The sequence below is a fragment of the Paenibacillus sp. FSL H7-0331 genome, assembly GCF_001956045.1.
In genome coordinates this window covers 276,137-293,785 of sequence record NZ_MRTH01000001.1, presented here as the reverse complement: position 1 = coordinate 293,785, position 17,649 = coordinate 276,137, and the positions used below count along the sequence as shown (strand labels likewise).

At 46.7% G+C, this 17,649-nt stretch carries 17 protein-coding genes; 15 read left to right on the top strand and 2 right to left on the bottom strand.

Going from position 1 to position 17,649, the window contains the following annotated elements:
• The first annotated feature begins 1 nt into the window (after nt 1).
• The 3 genes from BK127_RS01405 to fur all read left to right on the top strand — a co-directional run bounded on the left by BK127_RS01405 (nt 2) and on the right by fur (nt 2,577).
• On the top strand, nt 2–1,276 hold the full coding sequence (locus BK127_RS01405; protein ID WP_076227802.1) for an endonuclease Q family protein: 1,275 nt from the start codon (nt 2–4) through the stop codon (nt 1,274–1,276).
• A 69-nt stretch (nt 1,277–1,345) separates the two neighbouring features.
• Entirely contained in the window at nt 1,346–1,987 is a 642-nt protein-coding gene (gene spoIIM / locus BK127_RS01400; protein WP_076227800.1) for a stage II sporulation protein M, read from the top strand.
• Nucleotides 1,988–2,127: 140 nt separating this feature from the next.
• Nucleotides 2,128–2,577, top strand: a complete 450-nt coding sequence (gene fur / locus BK127_RS01395; protein WP_076227797.1) for a ferric iron uptake transcriptional regulator — start codon at nt 2,128–2,130, stop codon at nt 2,575–2,577.
• Nucleotides 2,578–2,646: 69 nt separating this feature from the next.
• On the opposite strand, the gene lepB is transcribed toward fur, so the two are convergent.
• Nucleotides 2,647–3,195, bottom strand: coding sequence for a signal peptidase I (gene lepB / locus BK127_RS01390; protein WP_076227795.1), 549 nt, complete (start codon nt 3,193–3,195; stop codon nt 2,647–2,649).
• Between the two features lie 178 nt (nt 3,196–3,373).
• Here lepB and ald point away from each other — a divergent pair, with 178 nt between their 5' ends.
• The 7 genes from ald to BK127_RS01355 all read left to right on the top strand — a co-directional run bounded on the left by ald (nt 3,374) and on the right by BK127_RS01355 (nt 10,352).
• The gene (gene ald / locus BK127_RS01385; RefSeq protein ID WP_076227793.1) at nt 3,374–4,528 is read left to right on the top strand and encodes an alanine dehydrogenase; all 1,155 of its coding nucleotides are present in this window, start codon (nt 3,374–3,376) and stop codon (nt 4,526–4,528) included.
• Between the two features lie 309 nt (nt 4,529–4,837).
• Nucleotides 4,838–5,071 (top strand): DUF4227 family protein, encoded by a 234-nt coding sequence (locus BK127_RS01380; protein WP_076227791.1) that lies wholly within the window; start codon nt 4,838–4,840, stop codon nt 5,069–5,071.
• 100 nt (nt 5,072–5,171) lie between these two features.
• Nucleotides 5,172–6,083, top strand: coding sequence for a site-specific tyrosine recombinase XerD (gene xerD, locus BK127_RS01375; RefSeq protein ID WP_076227789.1), 912 nt, complete (start codon nt 5,172–5,174; stop codon nt 6,081–6,083).
• A 145-nt stretch (nt 6,084–6,228) separates the two neighbouring features.
• Nucleotides 6,229–7,311 (top strand): GTPase domain-containing protein, encoded by a 1,083-nt coding sequence (locus BK127_RS01370; protein ID WP_076227787.1) that lies wholly within the window; start codon nt 6,229–6,231, stop codon nt 7,309–7,311.
• Between the two features lie 73 nt (nt 7,312–7,384).
• Nucleotides 7,385–8,569 carry a phosphopentomutase gene (deoB, locus tag BK127_RS01365; RefSeq protein WP_076228366.1) on the top strand — a complete coding sequence of 395 codons (1,185 nt, stop codon included), beginning with the start codon at nt 7,385–7,387 and terminating at the stop codon, nt 8,567–8,569.
• A gap of 61 nt (nt 8,570–8,630) precedes the next feature.
• Nucleotides 8,631–9,461 carry a purine-nucleoside phosphorylase gene (locus BK127_RS01360; protein ID WP_076227784.1) on the top strand — a complete coding sequence of 277 codons (831 nt, stop codon included), beginning with the start codon at nt 8,631–8,633 and terminating at the stop codon, nt 9,459–9,461.
• A 42-nt stretch (nt 9,462–9,503) separates the two neighbouring features.
• Nucleotides 9,504–10,352: a purine-nucleoside phosphorylase gene (locus BK127_RS01355; protein ID WP_076227782.1), complete on the top strand. Its 849-nt coding sequence runs from the start codon at nt 9,504–9,506 to the stop codon at nt 10,350–10,352.
• Between the two features lie 105 nt (nt 10,353–10,457).
• On the opposite strand, the gene BK127_RS01350 is transcribed toward BK127_RS01355, so the two are convergent.
• Nucleotides 10,458–11,687 (bottom strand): MFS transporter, encoded by a 1,230-nt coding sequence (locus BK127_RS01350; RefSeq protein WP_076227780.1) that lies wholly within the window; start codon nt 11,685–11,687, stop codon nt 10,458–10,460.
• Between the two features lie 217 nt (nt 11,688–11,904).
• Between BK127_RS01350 and BK127_RS01345 the strand changes: the two genes are divergently transcribed.
• The 5 genes from BK127_RS01345 (at nt 11,905) to BK127_RS01325 (ending at nt 17,555) form a co-directional block, all read left to right on the top strand.
• Nucleotides 11,905–12,309: a flagellar protein gene (locus BK127_RS01345; protein ID WP_076227778.1), complete on the top strand. Its 405-nt coding sequence runs from the start codon at nt 11,905–11,907 to the stop codon at nt 12,307–12,309.
• Nucleotides 12,310–12,530: 221 nt separating this feature from the next.
• On the top strand, nt 12,531–12,908 hold the full coding sequence (locus BK127_RS01340) for a cupredoxin domain-containing protein (protein WP_076227776.1): 378 nt from the start codon (nt 12,531–12,533) through the stop codon (nt 12,906–12,908).
• 87 nt (nt 12,909–12,995) lie between these two features.
• A complete protein-coding gene (locus tag BK127_RS01335) occupies nt 12,996–14,759 on the top strand; it encodes a methyl-accepting chemotaxis protein (RefSeq protein ID WP_256711132.1) in 1,764 nt (587 codons plus the stop codon).
• Between the two features lie 89 nt (nt 14,760–14,848).
• Nucleotides 14,849–16,180, top strand: a complete 1,332-nt coding sequence (locus BK127_RS01330; protein WP_076227773.1) for a pyrimidine-nucleoside phosphorylase — start codon at nt 14,849–14,851, stop codon at nt 16,178–16,180.
• Nucleotides 16,181–16,373: 193 nt separating this feature from the next.
• Entirely contained in the window at nt 16,374–17,555 is a 1,182-nt protein-coding gene (locus BK127_RS01325; protein WP_076227771.1) for a D-alanyl-D-alanine carboxypeptidase family protein, read from the top strand.
• Nucleotides 17,556–17,649 lie beyond the last annotated feature (94 nt).

The following is a 17,649-nucleotide window of genomic DNA, read 5'->3' as shown; positions in this document are numbered from 1 at the left end:
GATGGAACTGAGACCGTTTTACGGAGACCTTCACATTCATATTGGACGAACCGAAGAAGGACAGGCCGTAAAAATTAGCGGGTCCAAGGATCTGACGTTTTATAACATTGCCCGTGAAGCATCTGATCGTAAAGGAATGGATATGGTAGGTATCATCGACTGTCAATCCCCTGCTGTTCAGCGGGAAATGCAGCATTATCTGGATAAAGGCGAAATGGAGGAGCTTGCTGAAGGTGGGATTCGCTACCATCATTCAACGGTCATATTAGGCAGTGAGATAGAGATTCGTGATCCTGGTATGGGCACTGCGCACTTGTTGGCTTATTTGCCAACACTGGCTAAGATGCAGGAGTTTACATGTTGGATGTCCCAGCATATGAAAAATGTAGGACTCAGCTCGCAGCGGATCTATGTTCCTGCCAAGGTACTTCAGGATGAAGTTGTGGGCCGCGGCGGATTGCTGGTTCCTGCACATATCTTCACTCCACATAAAAGCATGTACGGTAGCTGTTCCACACGGATGGAGCATGTGCTGGACCTGGACAAGATTGCTGCTGTTGAGCTGGGCTTAAGCGCTGATTCGGACATGGCTGGAGTGATATCGGAGCTTGACCGATATACGTTTCTGACCAATTCGGATGCACATTCTTTGGCCAAAATCGGTCGTGAATACAACGTGCTGCAGCTGGCGGAACCGAATTTTGAAGAGCTGCGTAAAGCCTTGGCGAACCAGGATGGGAGATCTGTGTTAGCTAATTATGGCCTGAATCCTCGTCTTGGCAAGTATCACCGAACCTACTGCTCAGCATGCAGTACGATTCTAGATGAGCGGGAAACGACTGTTGAGCGGTGCATCTTTTGTGGCAGCAAGAAAGTCGTACGCGGCGTGATGGATCGTATTCTGGACATCGCGGATCGTTCACTGGCTGCTGACAGTGCATCGACAGATTCATCAGCTAAGAATGTAATGACCGAACCGCCGAGCCGACCTCCTTATCACTATCAGGTGCCTTTGGAATATATGCCTGGCCTCGGTCCCAGAAAGCTGAATCTGCTATTGGAGCAATTCGGAACAGAGATGCGTGTATTGCATCATGTTACCCATCAGCAATTGCTGGAGACGGTGGGTGAGGATATTGCTGATTTCATCATCCAGGCCCGCGAGGATAAGCTGACTCTTCAGACAGGCGGTGGGGGGCAATACGGTAAAGTGGTGAATCATTCACGTGGTAAAGCTGTAGATACTCAGGCAATGGTTCACACCGATAAATCCTAGCCAGTTAGTCATAACAGATGCTGTCTCCTCATATGCTTGTACTATAAACGTGCAAGGGGGGCCAACACCATGAACCGTAATCGTTCAATGGAGCTCTATATGAAAGAGCATCTGTCGCTGTATATTTTTGTCGGAGTGATTTTTCTTACAGGTGTTGTTTTCGGAACCGTGATGGCGGGGGCGCTGTCTTTGGAGCAAAAGCAGGAGATTATGCGCTTCATAGGCAATTTTTTTTCATCGGTGGAGCAAGGGGCCTTGGCGGATGTCAGAACTACATTCCTCCAGTCATTCGGTTTGCATATGAAGTGGATTTTAATTATATGGGTGCTGGGTATGTCCGTAATCGGGCTGCCATTAATCCTTATCCTTGATTTTTTAAAAGGGGTGCTGATCGGCTTCAGCGTCAGTTATCTGGTCGGGCAATTTGCCTGGAAGGGTCTTTTGTTTGCTCTTGTATCGATTGCGCCGCAAAATTTGATCGTCATACCTGCTTTATGGGTGTGCAGTGTGACTGCAATAGCTTTTTCCATCCATTTGGTCAAAAATCGGTTGATGGTTCGAAACGGGATGTTTTATGAGCCTTTTATGCGTTATGCTGGAACTATTTTACTCTCCGGCTTGTTACTGGCGGGTGTCGCAATGTTCGAAGCTAGCGTTTCACCGATTATGATGAAGTGGGTAACACCCATGCTGATTACGATGACTCCGTAAATGTTTGACTTTCCGGCATTCCTCCCCCTATAATATAAGATGAAGCCCAGCAGATTTCCCGGTCTATTTTGTTATGTATAACGGGATGCAATAGCTTATGTAGCAGGTTTTGTTGTCGCAAAACCCGTAGGGGGAGGAACATGGAAGCTCGCATCGAAAAAATTAAGCAGCAGCTCCAATCACATGGCTATAAGCTAACTCCTCAACGAGAAGCTACGGTTCGTGTGTTGTTGGAAAATGAAGAGGATCATCTTAGTGCCGAGGATGTGTTCATGCTCGTCAAAGACAAGGCGCCTGAAATCGGCCTTGCAACCGTATATCGCACACTTGAATTGTTGAGTGAACTGCATGTGGTTGAAAAAATGAATTTCGGTGACGGAGTAGCCCGTTACGATCTTCGTAATGAAAGTAATCGTCATCATCATCATCATTTAATCTGTGTGCAGTGTGGAACTGTGGATGAAATCATGGAAGACTGGCTGACAGAGCTGGAAGAGCGAGTGGAGAGCGAGTACCGCTTTAAAGTTCTCGACCATCGATTGGATTTCCAGGGTATCTGCCATCGCTGCCGTGACAAAAACAATTCATAATATCAAACAAAACCTTCTCACAAGTGTGAGAAGGTTTTTTGCCGCCATCTGGCGGTTTATTTCAGTTTCTTACATTTTGGTTCCGAGTACGTGGTCCAGTGGAATAAATCCAATGCTGCGACTGTCTTTGCTGTTGTTGCGGTTATCACCCATGACAAAAAGGTGTTTGGCGGGAACTGTGATGGAGTGCTCGGACGTATAGTTCATTTGCTCGTTCAGGTAAGGCTCGTCCAATGCGACCCCATTGCGAAATACCTTATGGTCTTTAAATTCAAGCACATCACCTGGTTTGCCGATGACACGTTTAATATAAAAGCTGCGGTCACTGTTTCCTGTAAATAAAGTAATTAAGGGATGCTCGGCTAAATCATCAATCAGATTGCGTGTGCGGTCTACACGGCTGTCAATAATGACGATATCCCCGTATTTGGGTTCTTGATTCAAGGTGTGCGAGATTTTGGAAACGAAGATGCGTTGCTCGTCATGAAGGGTTGGGTCCATGGAATGGCCGAGAACATTGGTCGGTTGAATAATAAATACTCCAATTAACATTGCACAACCAAAAGCTATTCCGATCGAACTAACCCAGCTGCGGAGCTCTGAAGTTATTTTTTTCATAAATAGAGCCAATTCCTTTCGGTTGCTATGATGAATATTAAAAGTATAACACGCTGGAGACTCCAATTTCAAAGATTGCGAATACACTTAAAATAAGATTAATTGACGGGCAAATAGGGGAAATTAGGGTGATTAGGATTTCATAAGCTGGCTGATCTTTCGAGAGGAGTTGGAATCAATGACAGGACATCACAGCATCATAGGGGTACCCAAGGAAATCAAAAATAACGAAAATCGTGTCGCGTTAACGCCAGGAGGCGCAGCCTATCTGCATGTGCAGGGGCATCGGGTGCTGATGGAATCAGGGGCCGGCGAGGGTAGTGGATTTACGGATCAGGACTACTTGAATGAAGGTGCAGAAGTACTGGATCAAGCAGCCGATGTATGGGGCCAAGCCGATATGATTATGAAGGTCAAGGAGCCATTGCCAGAAGAGTACGGTTTCTTTAGAAAGGATTTGTTACTGTTTACCTATTTGCATTTGGCTGCCGAGTCGAGGCTAGCTGAAGCGCTAATTAAGTCTCATGTAACCGGAGTTGCATACGAAACGATCCAGATGACGAACGGAAGCTTGCCATTGCTTACTCCGATGAGTGAGGTAGCAGGAAGGATGTCAGTTCAGATCGGAGCGCAGTTTTTGGAACGGTTAAATGGGGGAAGGGGCATATTGCTGGGTGGAGTTCCAGGCGTGCCGCCTGCTGATGTCATTATTTTGGGTGGAGGGGTTGTAGGAACCAATGCGGCCAAGATGGCGATGGGGCTTGGGGCTAATGTCCTCATTATCGACCGCAGTACAGATCGGCTTCGCTATCTGGATGATGTGTTTCAAGGAAGACTCCGTACACTGATGTCCAATCCCTACAATGTTGCGAGCGCTGTAAAAAGAGCAGACTTGTTAATCGGTGCTGTGCTGATACCTGGCGCACGAGCGCCAAAGCTGGTTACCGAGCAAATGGTTCAGCAAATGAAGCAGGGCTCGGTAATAGTCGATGTGGCTGTAGATCAAGGAGGTACCATAGAGACCATCGATCGGGTAACTACACATAGCGATCCTGTATACGTCAAGCATGGTGTTATCCATTACGCTGTGGCCAACATGCCTGGAGCCGTACCTAGGACGTCTACAATGGCGCTGACGAATGTCACGTTGGCTTATGCTTCCGAGCTCGCCGGGAAGGGGCTTGGAGAAGCGATACGCGTACATCCTGAGCTGCGACCGGGTGTGAATACTTTCCAGGGGCATGTTACGCATGCTGCAGTTGCTGAAGCCTTGAAGCTACCGTGGGTAGAGTTGGATATCCTGCTGTCTGGTGATCAGGACAAGGGAACATAAATGTGGACAGGAAGGCATAAAATGAGAGTGAGAAAGTTTTGGTGAATAAAGTGCCGCTGCGCGGCCAGAGTGCTCTTCTGATCGCTGTTGTTTTCGAATTTCCTGATTGTATAAATGATGTATAGGTTGAAATTCGAAAACAAAGGCGAGCGCTCCGCTTCTCCAGATCACACTGGCCACTCCGCTTTCCATTCACCGAACTTTTAAGAGAGTGGTAGGTAGAAGGAGAAGTTTTGCTTTGCAAAACTTAGATGCTCATTTTGCTAACGCAAAGCAAGCTTCCTAATAAAACTCACAGGAGGTTATCCTATGATCATTTATGTTCGCGACTGGTTAATTCGGGGGAAGTATATTTTGTTTTTTTTAGTGCTGACTTCAATTTTGTACCATATGATGCTGTTTGTGACCGAATGGATCAAGCCGGTGGAGAAGTATAAGGAGCCGGTCGGCGGATCGGTGAAGGTATTTCAAAACCATACCAAGCTAACGGATCAGGGGCCTATGGGTGAGCGCTTGAAGCTGTTTTATTGGCTTGGCGAATAAGCTTTTGACAAAATAAGAAGGATTCTGATCTTCCATGTTGAATTTGTTCTAGACAGTAAGAGTATGTGGTATAGGGTTGACAATAGGAAGGGAATTTTGCATGAAAAACCAATTGCATGATTTTGTACATTTTTTGTCCGAAGAGCGGGGACTGTCGAAGAATACATTGGAATCCTATAAAAGAGATATTTCCCAGTATCTCGATTATCTTGGTGAACAGGGATTTTTGACATTGAAGGACACAAAAAAATTACATATAGCTAATTATTTGCTGCATTTAAAGCAGCTGGGACGAGCGACAGCTACTCAATCCAGAACGGTGGTGTCCATTCGCGCGTTTTATCAATTTCTTGTGCGCGAGCGTATCGTTGATCAAGATCCTACGATGCAGCTGGAAATTCCCAAGCTGGAGAAGCGTGCGCCGAACGTACTGACGATTGGGGAGATGGAGTCGTTGCTGGACTCCCCACTGACGAATACACCTAACGGGATGCGCGATAAAGCGATGCTGGAGCTGCTGTATGCAACCGGAATTCGGGTCTCGGAGCTGATTTCTCTGGATGTGGACAATGTGAATCTCGACGTGGGCTTTATCCGCTGTGTAGGAAAAGCATCCAAGGAACGGATTATTCCGCTTGGAGGCATCGCGGCAGAATTCGTTGGCTCTTTTATCAAGATCATGAGACCGAAGATGCTCAAGCAATCCAAAGAAGAGCAAGCCTTGTTTGTTAGTCATCTGGGTACGAGAATTACACGCCAGGGCTTCTGGAAAATTATTAAGCGGTATGCCGCAGAAACCAAAATCGTCAAGGAAATTACACCTCATACCTTGAGACATTCGTTTGCGGTGCATTTATTGGAAAATGGAGCGGATTTGCGTTCTGTTCAGGAGATGCTGGGCCATGCGGATATATCAACAACCCAGATTTACATGCAGGTCAACCGTAATAAAATGAAGGAAGTGTACGATCGCGCTCATCCGAGAGCCAAAAGCAAGGAACAGATGCAATAATGTATAATTGATAAAGCAGGCTGCCTATTCCATTAGGTGGCCTTTTGTATAATCTTGGCGGCAGACTCGAAGGATATAAGCGTGTAACGTCGAATCTTAAAGGATTGGGTAATGAACCTACATAATGAGAATGAGGTGATTTCAATTGACAGAGCTGAATCCTGCATCGTTCAACAATATACAAGAAATCATAAATGAGCTGGGCAAGGAAAAAAACACGAAAATCAACATCGCTTTATTCGGTCAGCCAGGCTCCGGCAAATCATCTTTGATCAATGCCATTATCGGTGAGAATGTGGCCGAGGTGTCGACCCGTACAGATACAACAACTGAAGAAGGAAGCGTCGTGTGGGGTGAGGATGATTCGCTGCTATTGACTGATCTTCCGGGTTTTGGAACGAGTCAGTTCCCGGCTAATGAATATTGGCAGCGATTTACACTGGATAAATATGATCTCTTTATTTGCGTATTTTCGGGCAAATTTCATCAGGCTGATGATGAGCTATTTAATAAAATTATAGAAAAAGGAAAGCCGTGCATTTTTGTGAGAAATTACTCGGACACGCTGTTTGATACGAAGAGACTCAAAACAAAAGACGACTTGAAAGCTGAAATTCGCGAAGCGGTGGCTCAGCGCTATGGAGTGGATACGAGGCTTATTTTTACGAGCTGTGTTACCGGTGAAGGGGTCGGGGAACTGATTGAGGAAATTGAGAATAGGCTGTCCGCTTCCAAAAGAGCCAAATGGGAACGCAATGCAAAAGCGTACTCGCTGGATTTTTTGAAGAAAAAAAAAGAAGCTTGTAAAAAGTTCATATCCTTGACGGCCGCTGCAGCCGCTGCAAATGGCCTGAACCCGATTCCGGGGCTGAATATAGCGATCGACATCGGCATTTTGCAGAAGATGTTTATGCAGATCAGAAAAAATTTCGATCTGTCCGAAGATAAGCTGAAGTCGAGGCTGCATCTATATCCGCATCTTGCGAATGTAGCCAATAATATTCTCAAATCCGTTTCGACCCAAGGGGTTATTCATTTACTGGAAAAGCAGGCCGGCCACGTAGCAGCACAGCAGCTGTCCAAATATATTCCATTTATCGGACAAGCTATTTCCGCAACGGCAGGTTTTGGTATCACCTATATGGCAGGCAAATCCTATCTGGATAACTGCTATGAAGTCGCGGAAGCTATGCTTAAGGAAGATTTGCATTATTCCATATCTGAATAAGTGCTTTGCAAACGACCCACCGTTTTGCGATAATAGCAAAAAGGTGGGATTTTCACTATTGGAGGTGGCTGGATTGAGTTTTCAACGTATTTGCATCATCGTATTGGACAGTGTTGGTATAGGAGAGCTTCCAGATGCAGTGGCCTTTGGAGATGTGGGAGCCCATACGTTAGGACATATCGCAGATCGTAATCAAGGCTTTGCCTTGCCTCATCTGGAGCAATTGGGACTTGGCCGCATAGCGCCGATTCAAGGCATAGCCGCCGTAGATCAACCCCTTGCTTACTTTGGCAAGATGGCTGAAGCTTCAGTCGGTAAGGACACTATGACAGGACATTGGGAAATTACTGGACTTCGTGTGAGCATTCCATTCAATGTATTCCCGGATGGATTTCCTGATGAATTGCTTGAGCGCTTTGAACAGGAAACCGGTCGCAAGGTACTTGGTAATAAACCCGCTTCGGGGACAGAGATATTGGATGAGCTTGGGGAACAGCAGATGGCAACCGGAGATTGGATCGTCTACACCTCTGCGGACAGTGTGTTTCAGCTTGCTGCGCATGAAGAGATCATTCCGCTTGACGAGCTGTACCGAGCATGCGAGATTGCACGCAGATTGACCTTGGAGGAGCCTTACGCTGTGGGACGTGTGATTGCGCGGCCCTACATCGGCAAGCCTGGAGCCTTCAAGCGGACACCGAATCGGCATGACTACGCGGTAAAGCCGCCACAGTCCACTGTTCTTAATTATTTGCAGGAGGCAGGACTGGATTGTATCGCTGTAGGTAAAATCAATGACATCTTTTCCGGGGAAGGCATCACGCATTCCCGTCCGACCAAAAGCAATCTGGATGGTATACAAGCAACAATCGAGCAGCTCAAGCAGCCATTTCATGGCTTGCTGTTTACGAATCTGGTTGATTTTGATTCTTTATACGGTCATCGACGCGATCCTGTTGGTTATGCAGACGCACTCCGGGAATTTGACGAATGGCTGCCGCGCATTATGGAGCAGATCGGACCAGATGACCTGCTTATTTTGACCGCTGATCATGGCAACGATCCGATTCATGCAGGAACAGATCACACTCGTGAATACGTGCCGCTGCTTGCGTACAGCCCGAGCTTTAAACACGGAGGATCGCTTGGCATACGCCAAACCTTTGCCGATTTAGGAGCGACGGTAGCGGACAATTTTGGTACTGCATCGACTGGTAACGGGGTAAGCTTTTTACAGGAATTGAAGACGGACGAATAGTCGTCCTTACATACAGGCTGGACGTGCGAGAACAGATTAATTATAGAGGAGGCTTAAAGCGATGGGAGATCAAGCATTGCTCGGGAGCATTAAGGAAGCCGCACAATATATTCGTACCCAATATCCAACTGCACCGCAAATCGGTCTGATCCTTGGGTCAGGCCTGGGTGTAATAGCTGAATTGGTAGAGAATGCAACGGTGATTGCTTATCATGATATTCCGCATTTTCCGGTGTCAACTGTCGAAGGGCATGCAGGTGAACTGCTGCTCGGAACCATTCACGGTAAACACGTGCTCTTGATGAAGGGACGTTTTCATCTGTATGAGGGCTACGGGGTTGATGTGGTTTCATTCCCGGTCAGGGTGATGAAGGAGTTGGGTGTGCAAACCCTGATCGTGACAAATGCAGCAGGCGGGGTTAACACCTCGTATGAGGTCGGCGATCTGATGGTGATTAAGGATCATATCAACTTTACATTCCGCAATCCGCTCATCGGACCTAATTTCAATGAACTGGGAGTTCGCTTTCCCGATATGTCGGAAGCTTATAGCCGCCGTCTTCGGCAAACAGCTCATGAGGTCGCCTCAGAGCAGGGTCTGAAGCTGCCGGAAGGCGTGTATGCAGGATTAACCGGACCTACCTATGAAACCCCAGCAGAAATCCGTATGCTGCGCACGCTGGGGGCTGACGCGGTTGGCATGTCCACCGTAGCTGAGGTTATAGTAGCGCGACATGCCGGGATTGAAGTATTAGGGTTTTCCTGCATTAGCAATATGGCTGCTGGTATACTGGATCAGCCTTTATCGCATCAGGAGGTCATGGAAACGACCGAGCGTGTCAAACCGAAGTTTCTGCAATTGATTCTCGGTATTGTTGCCAAGCTTGGCTAGCTATGAGTAACGGATAGATACAAGGAAAGGGATTGAACGAATTTGGAAACGAATTACTTACAACAAATACAAGAGGCGGCGGAATGGATTCGTGAACGTCTGGATGGTCTTGTCCCGCAAATCGGTCTCGTTCTGGGCTCGGGCTTGGGTGATATGGCTAATCAGGTCGAAGTACCTTTAACGATTGCCTACAATGAAATTCCACATTTTCCTGTATCCACGGTTGAAGGTCATGCGGGACAGTTTGTTATAGGAACGTTAGAAGGCAAGTCGGTTATCGTGATGCAGGGACGTTTTCATTATTATGAGGGCTACTCGATGAAAAAAGTAGTTTTTCCTATATACGTGATGAAGCAACTGGGCGTTCAATCGCTTGTGATTACGAATGCCGCAGGCGGCATGAACCGTGAATTTCAGGCGGGCGATCTGATGCTAATTTCCGACCATTTGAATATGACGGGAGATAATCCATTAATCGGGTTTAATCATCCGGAACTGGGAGTTCGCTTTCCGGATATGTCAGAAGCCTATAACCGTGAGTACCGCGCAATAGCTAAAGGAATAGCTGAGAGTATGCGCCAGGAGCAAAGCGCTATTCGATTGCAGGAAGGTGTCTACAGCGGAATTAGCGGTCCGAGTTACTTGCCGCCAGCAGAGCTGACCATGCTAGCCCGTTTGGGCGGTGATGCGGTTGGCATGTCCACGGTAGGCGAGGTGGCTGCTGCACGTCATTGCGGTTTAAAGGTGCTTGGTATTTCCTGCATCACTGATATGGCGATTGGCGAGGAGCTTGAGCCCTTGACGCATGAGCAGGTGGTAGCCGTGGCGAATCGGACGAAGCCGATGTTTATTGAGCTGGTGAGAAGGTTCGTCGCTCAGGTGAACGTGTAGTATAAGTTAGCTGCATCTGCAAACACAAATATCCCGGACCACTGATAAGGTGGAACGGGATATTTGTGTTGAAGCAGGATTGAGGTACTGTTCATGAATCTGCGGTTAATTGGGAGCTGACTGCCGGTCATCTGCTTCTTTAGCCCACTCGGCAAGCTTACGGTCAGAGGGCAGGAATATAGCAAGCAGTCCGAGGAGTGGAAGGAAGGCGCACAGCTTGATCACATAGTCAATGCTTGTGGAGTCTGCCAGCATGCCAAGCAGAGCAGCGCCAAGACCTCCGGCTCCGAAAGCAAGGCCGAAAAAGAGGCCGGATACGGTTCCGATGTTGCCAGGAAGCAACTCTTGGGCGTAAACAACGTTAACCGAACCGCTGGACATGATCGTAAAACCGATAATGATGCAAAAAACGATACTGATTTGGAAATTAACGTATGGAAGTAGGAATGCAAACGGCAGTGCCCCGAGGATGGAAAACCAGATTACATTGCGACGTCCCCATCTGTCGGATAATGGACCGCCGAAAAAGGTCCCGGCCGCACCTGCTGCCAAAAAAGCAAACACACACCATTGCGCTTCTTGAACAGAAAGCTGAAAGCGTTCGATGAGATAAAAGGAATAGAAGCTGGTGAACCCTGCCAGATAAGCCATCTTGGAGGTGAGAATCAGCACCAAGATGGAAATGGCCGCAGTCACTTTACCGCGATTTGTAACGGCTTTTCCTTTAGAAGAATGATCCCGCTTTTTAACCGTATTCACGCGCAGCATGCTGCTGTACCACTTAGCTGTAAATATTTGAATACCCAGAGCAAGTGCTGCTAGTAGAGTGAACCAAATAATTCCAAACTGGCCGAGAGGCACGAAGATAAGCGCGGTCATTATCGGTGCCAGTGCCTGCCCCGCATTGCCTCCTACTTGAAATATGCTTTGAGCTAGCCCTCTTCTTGCGCCAGCTGCCAAATAAGCAACCTTGGCTGATTCCGGATGAAATATGGATGAGCCGATCCCGACGAGGATGGCTGAACCCAGCATTGTCCAGAATCCGAACGCAAAGGCCATCCCGATGACTCCGATTAAGGTAGCCACTACGCCAAGCGGCAGCAGATAAGGCTGTGGCTTCCTGTCGCTGTATAAACCGACAGCAGGCTGAAGAACCGATGCCGTTAAATTTAAGGCGAAAGCGATCAGTCCAAGCTGTGAATATGACAAGGACAACGATTCTTTAATAATTGGAAATATAGCGGGAACGATAGATTGTATGGTGTCATTTAACAAATGAACCATGCTGACAGCGATCAAAATACCAAACACCGTTTTATTCGTTTTCACCTGCATAGGGCAGCCCTCCTCACGATAATTAATTTTGGAAATTATAGCATAAGATGAACTGCTTTTGTTTAACAATCTGTTAGTAACCCAAATATATTACCTGAAGTAACAGTCTCAGGAAAATAATTTATAAAATAATCTTGATTTATATGTATTAGTACCTACAATCGTGCTATAATTGGTGCAATGGAACTACATCATTTTGGGGTAGGAAGTGACAATCATGAGTATTTTGATGGTAGCCAATTGTCCCGGTTGCGGTAAAGTATTTCAAAAAAACCTGCGTAATCTGTGTCAGGATTGCGTAAGTAATCTCCAGAATGAATTCGACGCCTGTTATCGTTATCTGCGTAGTAACCGCAAAGTCACTACGGAGCAACTGAGTGAGGCGGTTGGAGTTTCTGTTAAACAAATCATAATATGGATTAAGGATAAGCGTTTGCCTGTTACTGATTATCCTAACTTAACATACCCTTGTAATAGCTGCAGAGAACCGATTAGACAACAAGAGATGTGCTATCCCTGCCGCAGTCGTTTAACCAAGGATATTCGTGAAATGCAGGACAAGGATGCGAGCAGGGTCCAGCAGGGCTTTGGTTTCAGAAGTCGTGTAGGTGGTCGATTCTAGATAGGCTTGTTAAACTTTCGCCAACAGGTGGAGGTTTTTTTGTTTTTTTGTGTAAATATGATAGAATGTCAAAGGTAGCTGTGAACGGATTGCAAATTGTCACAAACTTTTCACCGGAACCACCCAAAAGGGAATAGGTAAAGCTGGGTTCATTAGGTACAATGATAGTATACGAATTTGAAGAAGGATTTTTTACGCAAAACATTTAGGGGGATTTATTGATGACAAAGTGGATTATGTTTAGTTGTATTATTGTTGCCTGTTTGCTTGGAGCGGGTGTGTTGTTCCAGGATATTTCGGTACGTCAGTCAGAAATGGCTTCACAAGCTCATGCCGGACCTCAATTGAAATTCATTGCTTCGAACTTTCAATTTGATCAGGCTGAATATAAAGTGAAAGCTGGCGAAAAAGTTACGGTTTCCCTTTTGAACAAGGAAGGTCTGCATGCGATGGAAATCGTAGGTCTGAACGTGAAATTGGACGGCACAACCAAATCGGCTGAAGTTACCTTTGACAAACCGGGCACTTATGAGGTGCATTGCATTCTGCCTTGCGGTACCGGACATGCTAACATGAAATCGACATTAATTGTGTCATAGGATTATAAAAAGAAGCCGTAAAGGCTTCTTTTTTTCTGCGAAAAATAGTATCTTTACCTATATGTTGGTTGTGAGAGGCGGGTAATTATGAGTTTGATTACATCATTCAAAAAACATTTAGTGCTTCGAATTGTAGCAGCGATCACGATTGTCATTCTTTTGCTGTCCGGTGGATACATCTTGTTGCAAATTCTGAACACGAAGAGTGCGGCTCAGGAGGTTATTACCGATAACGGTATGAGAACAGCTTACAGCTATGCAGCACAGCTGGATACCCGACAATATGAGGATTTCTTGACGAATCCGCAGGAAAATGAGCTTTACTGGAAGCTGCGATCAGAGCTTGACCGTTATCGTACTCAGATTGGTGCCATGTATGTGTATTTTGTCAGAATTGATGAGCAGCAAAAGCCTTTACTCATGATTGATGGCCAGCCGCGGAGCTCGCAAACCGCATCACCGATTAATGAAGTAACTGATATCCCCAAGGATGCCGTGGTTTTGCTGATGAAGGGAGAGAATGCGAGTTCGGATTTAATTGAGGATGCCAAATATGGTAAATACATATCTGCCTATGCACCGGTTAAGGATGCAAATGGTAAATTAGTCGGGGTATTGGGGATAGATACCGCGGCAGCTGTAGTCGATAGTATTACCATGAACGTTCTGGGAAAAAGCATTTTCTTTTATATACTGATGCTAGTTGTGACACTGGCTAGTCTTGGATTCATTGTTTGGTTCGTTGTTCGCGCACTGCGTCCTCTAAGAGTCATTACCTCTAGTGCCGAAAGTATGGCAACAGGTGATTTGGCTCAGGCCAAGGTGATTTTATCATCAAATCCAGTCAAGTCGGAAGACGAAATCGGAACTGCCTACCAAGCTATGGTTATGATGTCCGGAAATTTGAATGAAATTATTCGTACGATCATATCCCGGATTGCCGAAACGTCCGATCAAATGGTTAACTCGTCTGCAAAGTTTAACGAGGATGCCGTCGTTATGCTGGATATGAATGTTATTATCAAAGAAACGATTCAGCAAATTATGGATGGTGCCCATTCCCAAAAGCTGAGTGCGGATGACAGCGCTCAGGCGATGGAGGAGATTGCAGTCGGCATCCAGCGTATTGCGGAATCGTCGATGACGGTGTCCGATGCTGCGGTCATTGCGCTTGAGGTTGCAGCAGCAGGTAAGGAAACGAGTATTAAGATGAAGCATCAAATTGATAGTATTTTTTCAAAGGCTGAAGAAGCTGTTACCAGAGTGGAGGTTCTCAAACAATATTCGGCCAAAATCGAAGGTGTCTTAAGCGCTATCACTGAATTTTCGAGTCAAACGAAGCTGCTTGCCCTGAATGCTTCCATTGAAGCTGCCCGTGCAGGTGAGCATGGTAGCGGGTTCGCGGTTGTAGCTGGAGAAGTACGGAAGCTTGCTGAAGCATCCTCTGCCTCTGTGCAGTCCATTGCGTCCTTGCTGCACAACATTGAGCAGGAATCTCAACGAATTGGCGACAAAATGGATGATGCAGCGAATGAGATCAGGGAAGGGGTTGCTTTGTCCGAGATGGCTGAGCAGTCTTTCGAACGTGTTGTGGAAGTGTTTCGTTTGGTCACGATGCAAATTCAGGAGGTATCCGCTGCTGCACAACAGATGTCGGCCGGATCCGAGGAGGTTGCGGCATCCGTCAACGGTATTGCCTATATTGCCAAGGAAGTATCGGAGCAGACCGATCATATTCATGATTTAACGAATCAACAGCTTGATAAAATGCGCCACGTTGCGGATGCCTCTTCCATCTTGAGCGTAATGACTCATGATATGATACAAGCTGTACAGCAGGTTAAAGTATAGCTGTGCATATGGAGTAAAACTAGGAGTCTGTCCCTATGTATGATAAAATTTAACCATCCATTCATAAAATAGCGATGAGGTGGCTGGCGATGAGAACGGTTGAACTGATTCAAAAAAAACGTGATGCTGAGCAGTTAACGACAGCGGAAATCGATTATATGATTCAAGGCTACACAAAAGGGGACATTCCCGATTACCAGATGTCGGCCTGGGCGATGGCCATATATTTCAACGGTATGACCGCTAAAGAAACAGCAGATTTGACTCTGGCTATGGCACGATCCGGTGATCAGGCGGAGCTCGGTTCCATTCCCGGAGTCAAAGTGGATAAACACAGCACAGGTGGTGTTGGCGATACGACGACATTGATTCTGGCTCCTCTAGTGGCAGCGGCAGGTGTGCCTGTAGCCAAGATGTCAGGTCGCGGGCTTGGTCATACAGGCGGAACGATCGACAAGCTGGAAGCTATTGCAGGCTTTAAGGTTGAACTGGGCAAGGAGCAGTTTTTGCAGCAGGTAACCGATATCGGAGTTGCGGTGATCGGCCAATCCGGCAATATGACACCCGCGGACAAAAAGTTGTATGGACTGCGTGACGTTACAGCCACGATTGAATCGATTCCTTTAATTGCAAGTTCGATCATGAGCAAGAAGATTGCTTCGGGCGCTGATGCGATTGTGCTGGATGTAAAAACCGGCAGTGGCGCTTTTATGAAGTCATTGGAGGATTCGATTAAGCTGGCTCAGGCTATGGTAGAAATCGGTGAAGAGGTTGGCAGAGAAACCGTAGCCGTTATTACTAATATGGATGAACCGTTGGGTGAAGCGATCGGTAACGCACTTGAAGTTCGTGAGGCTATAGAAACGCTGCAGGGCCGAGGCCCTGCTGATTTGACCGAGCTTTGTATCGTACTGGCGGCTCACATGGTCGTGCTGGGAGGCAAAGCGGCAACTTACGAAGAAGCCAAGGTGAAGGTGACCGAACTGCTGCACAATGGGTCCGCATTAGCCAAGCTGAAGCAGCTTGTAGGCGCTCAGGGCGGGAATGAGGCGATCATCGACAATACGGAGCTATTAGTATCCGCGCCCTATCAGGTGCCTGTCATGGCTGCAGAGGATGGCACTGTCTCTCGGATTGATGCTGAGGCACTGGGTGTTACCGCCATGCTGCTTGGAGCCGGTAGAGCGACCAAAGAGGACCAGATCGATCTTGCAGTCGGTATGGTACTTCGTAAGAAGGTCGGTGACTCTGTTAGGTCTGGCGAGATGTTAGCGGAGCTATATATGAATAACAATGAACCGATGTTTACAGAAGATATGACTCAACGTACGCGTTCAGCATTTACCCTGGTTACAGGCAGTGCTGCCAGATCTCCGCTTATTTATGCGATTGTTTCCAGGAACGGCGTTGAGATGATTTGAACGGCATGACCCTACACACCCTATAAGCTGGACTGAGCACCCTTTGCTTCGATGCAAGAGGGTGTTTTTTTGTGCATGCTGCGGGCAGGTTATCATCCTGTTTTCATTTTCCAACGTTTGGAATATTTAAGGAGAATTTCGTCAACAATGAATAGAAGTAGTTTAACCTTTAGAATGGAGGGATAGAAAAGGTATGTTTACGAAAACAATCAAGCTGTTGCTATGCATTCATTTACTTGTGGCTTGTAGTTTACCCATTGCTTGGGCTGAAGAAAAGCAGTCACCCAATCAAACTGTAGATTTGGCTCCAAACGCATCTTCAGCGGTTACGATGGATGTGGACACAGGTACAGTCATATTTGAAAAAAACAAGGATGCGAAGCTGCCGCCAGCGAGTATTACCAAAATCATGACGATGCTGCTCGTGATGGAGGCCTTGGATCAAGGTAAGATCAAGATGACAGATAAGGTCCGCACAAGTGAATATGCGGCATCGATGGGAGGCTCGCAGATCTTTCTGGAGCCGGGTGAGGAAATGACGGTTCAGGATATGATGAAGGGGATCGCAATGGCGTCAGGCAATGATGCCTCCGTCGCAATGGCTGAGAAGCTTGCCGGCTCAGAGCAAGCCTTTGTACAGATGATGAATGACCGTGCAGGCCAGCTGGGAATGAAGAATACTCATTTTGTCAACTGTAACGGACTTCCTGCAGATAACCATTACTCCTCTGCTAACGATATCGCTTTGATGTCTCGCGAGCTGTTGAAGCATGAGGAAATCACGCAATTCACCGGAACCTATCAGGACTATTTGCGGAAGGATACTGCCAAGCCCTTTTGGCTTGTGAATACGAATAAATTGGTCCGTTTTTATAGCGGAGCAGACGGCTTGAAGACGGGCTACACAAGTGAGGCTAAATTTTGCCTGTCCGCTACTGCCAAAAGAGATAATTTTCGAATTATTACCGTCGTTATGGGTGAACCCAATACCAAGACTCGTAATGCCGAAGTATCGAATCTGTTTGACTATGCTTTTTCACAATATATGAGCTATCCGATTTACAAAACCGGCGATTCGATCGGTGAGCTTAAGATCAGCAAGGGCGAGCAGTCGGTCGTGCCGCTGACGGCCAAGCATTCTTACAGTATGCTGCTGAAGAAGGGCGAAGCCGGTAGTGACATTCGTCATGAGGTACAGCTGCTGCCAGATTTAAAGGCGCCGATCGCGATTGGTCAGCCCATAGGTAAAATCGTTGTGTACAAAGGGGATCAGGTGCTTTCTGAATTTCCGCTGGAGTCATCGATTGAAGTCAGCAAGGCTGGCTGGTGGGTGCTGATGAAACGAAGCGCCAAACAATTATTTTTTATAGACTAATGTAGTAACCTTGACAAAAGAACGACCAACTGCTCATATAGGCTGGCTGCTTCCCGATCATGTCGCATTTCTTTGCTTTCTGGCACATTTCTTC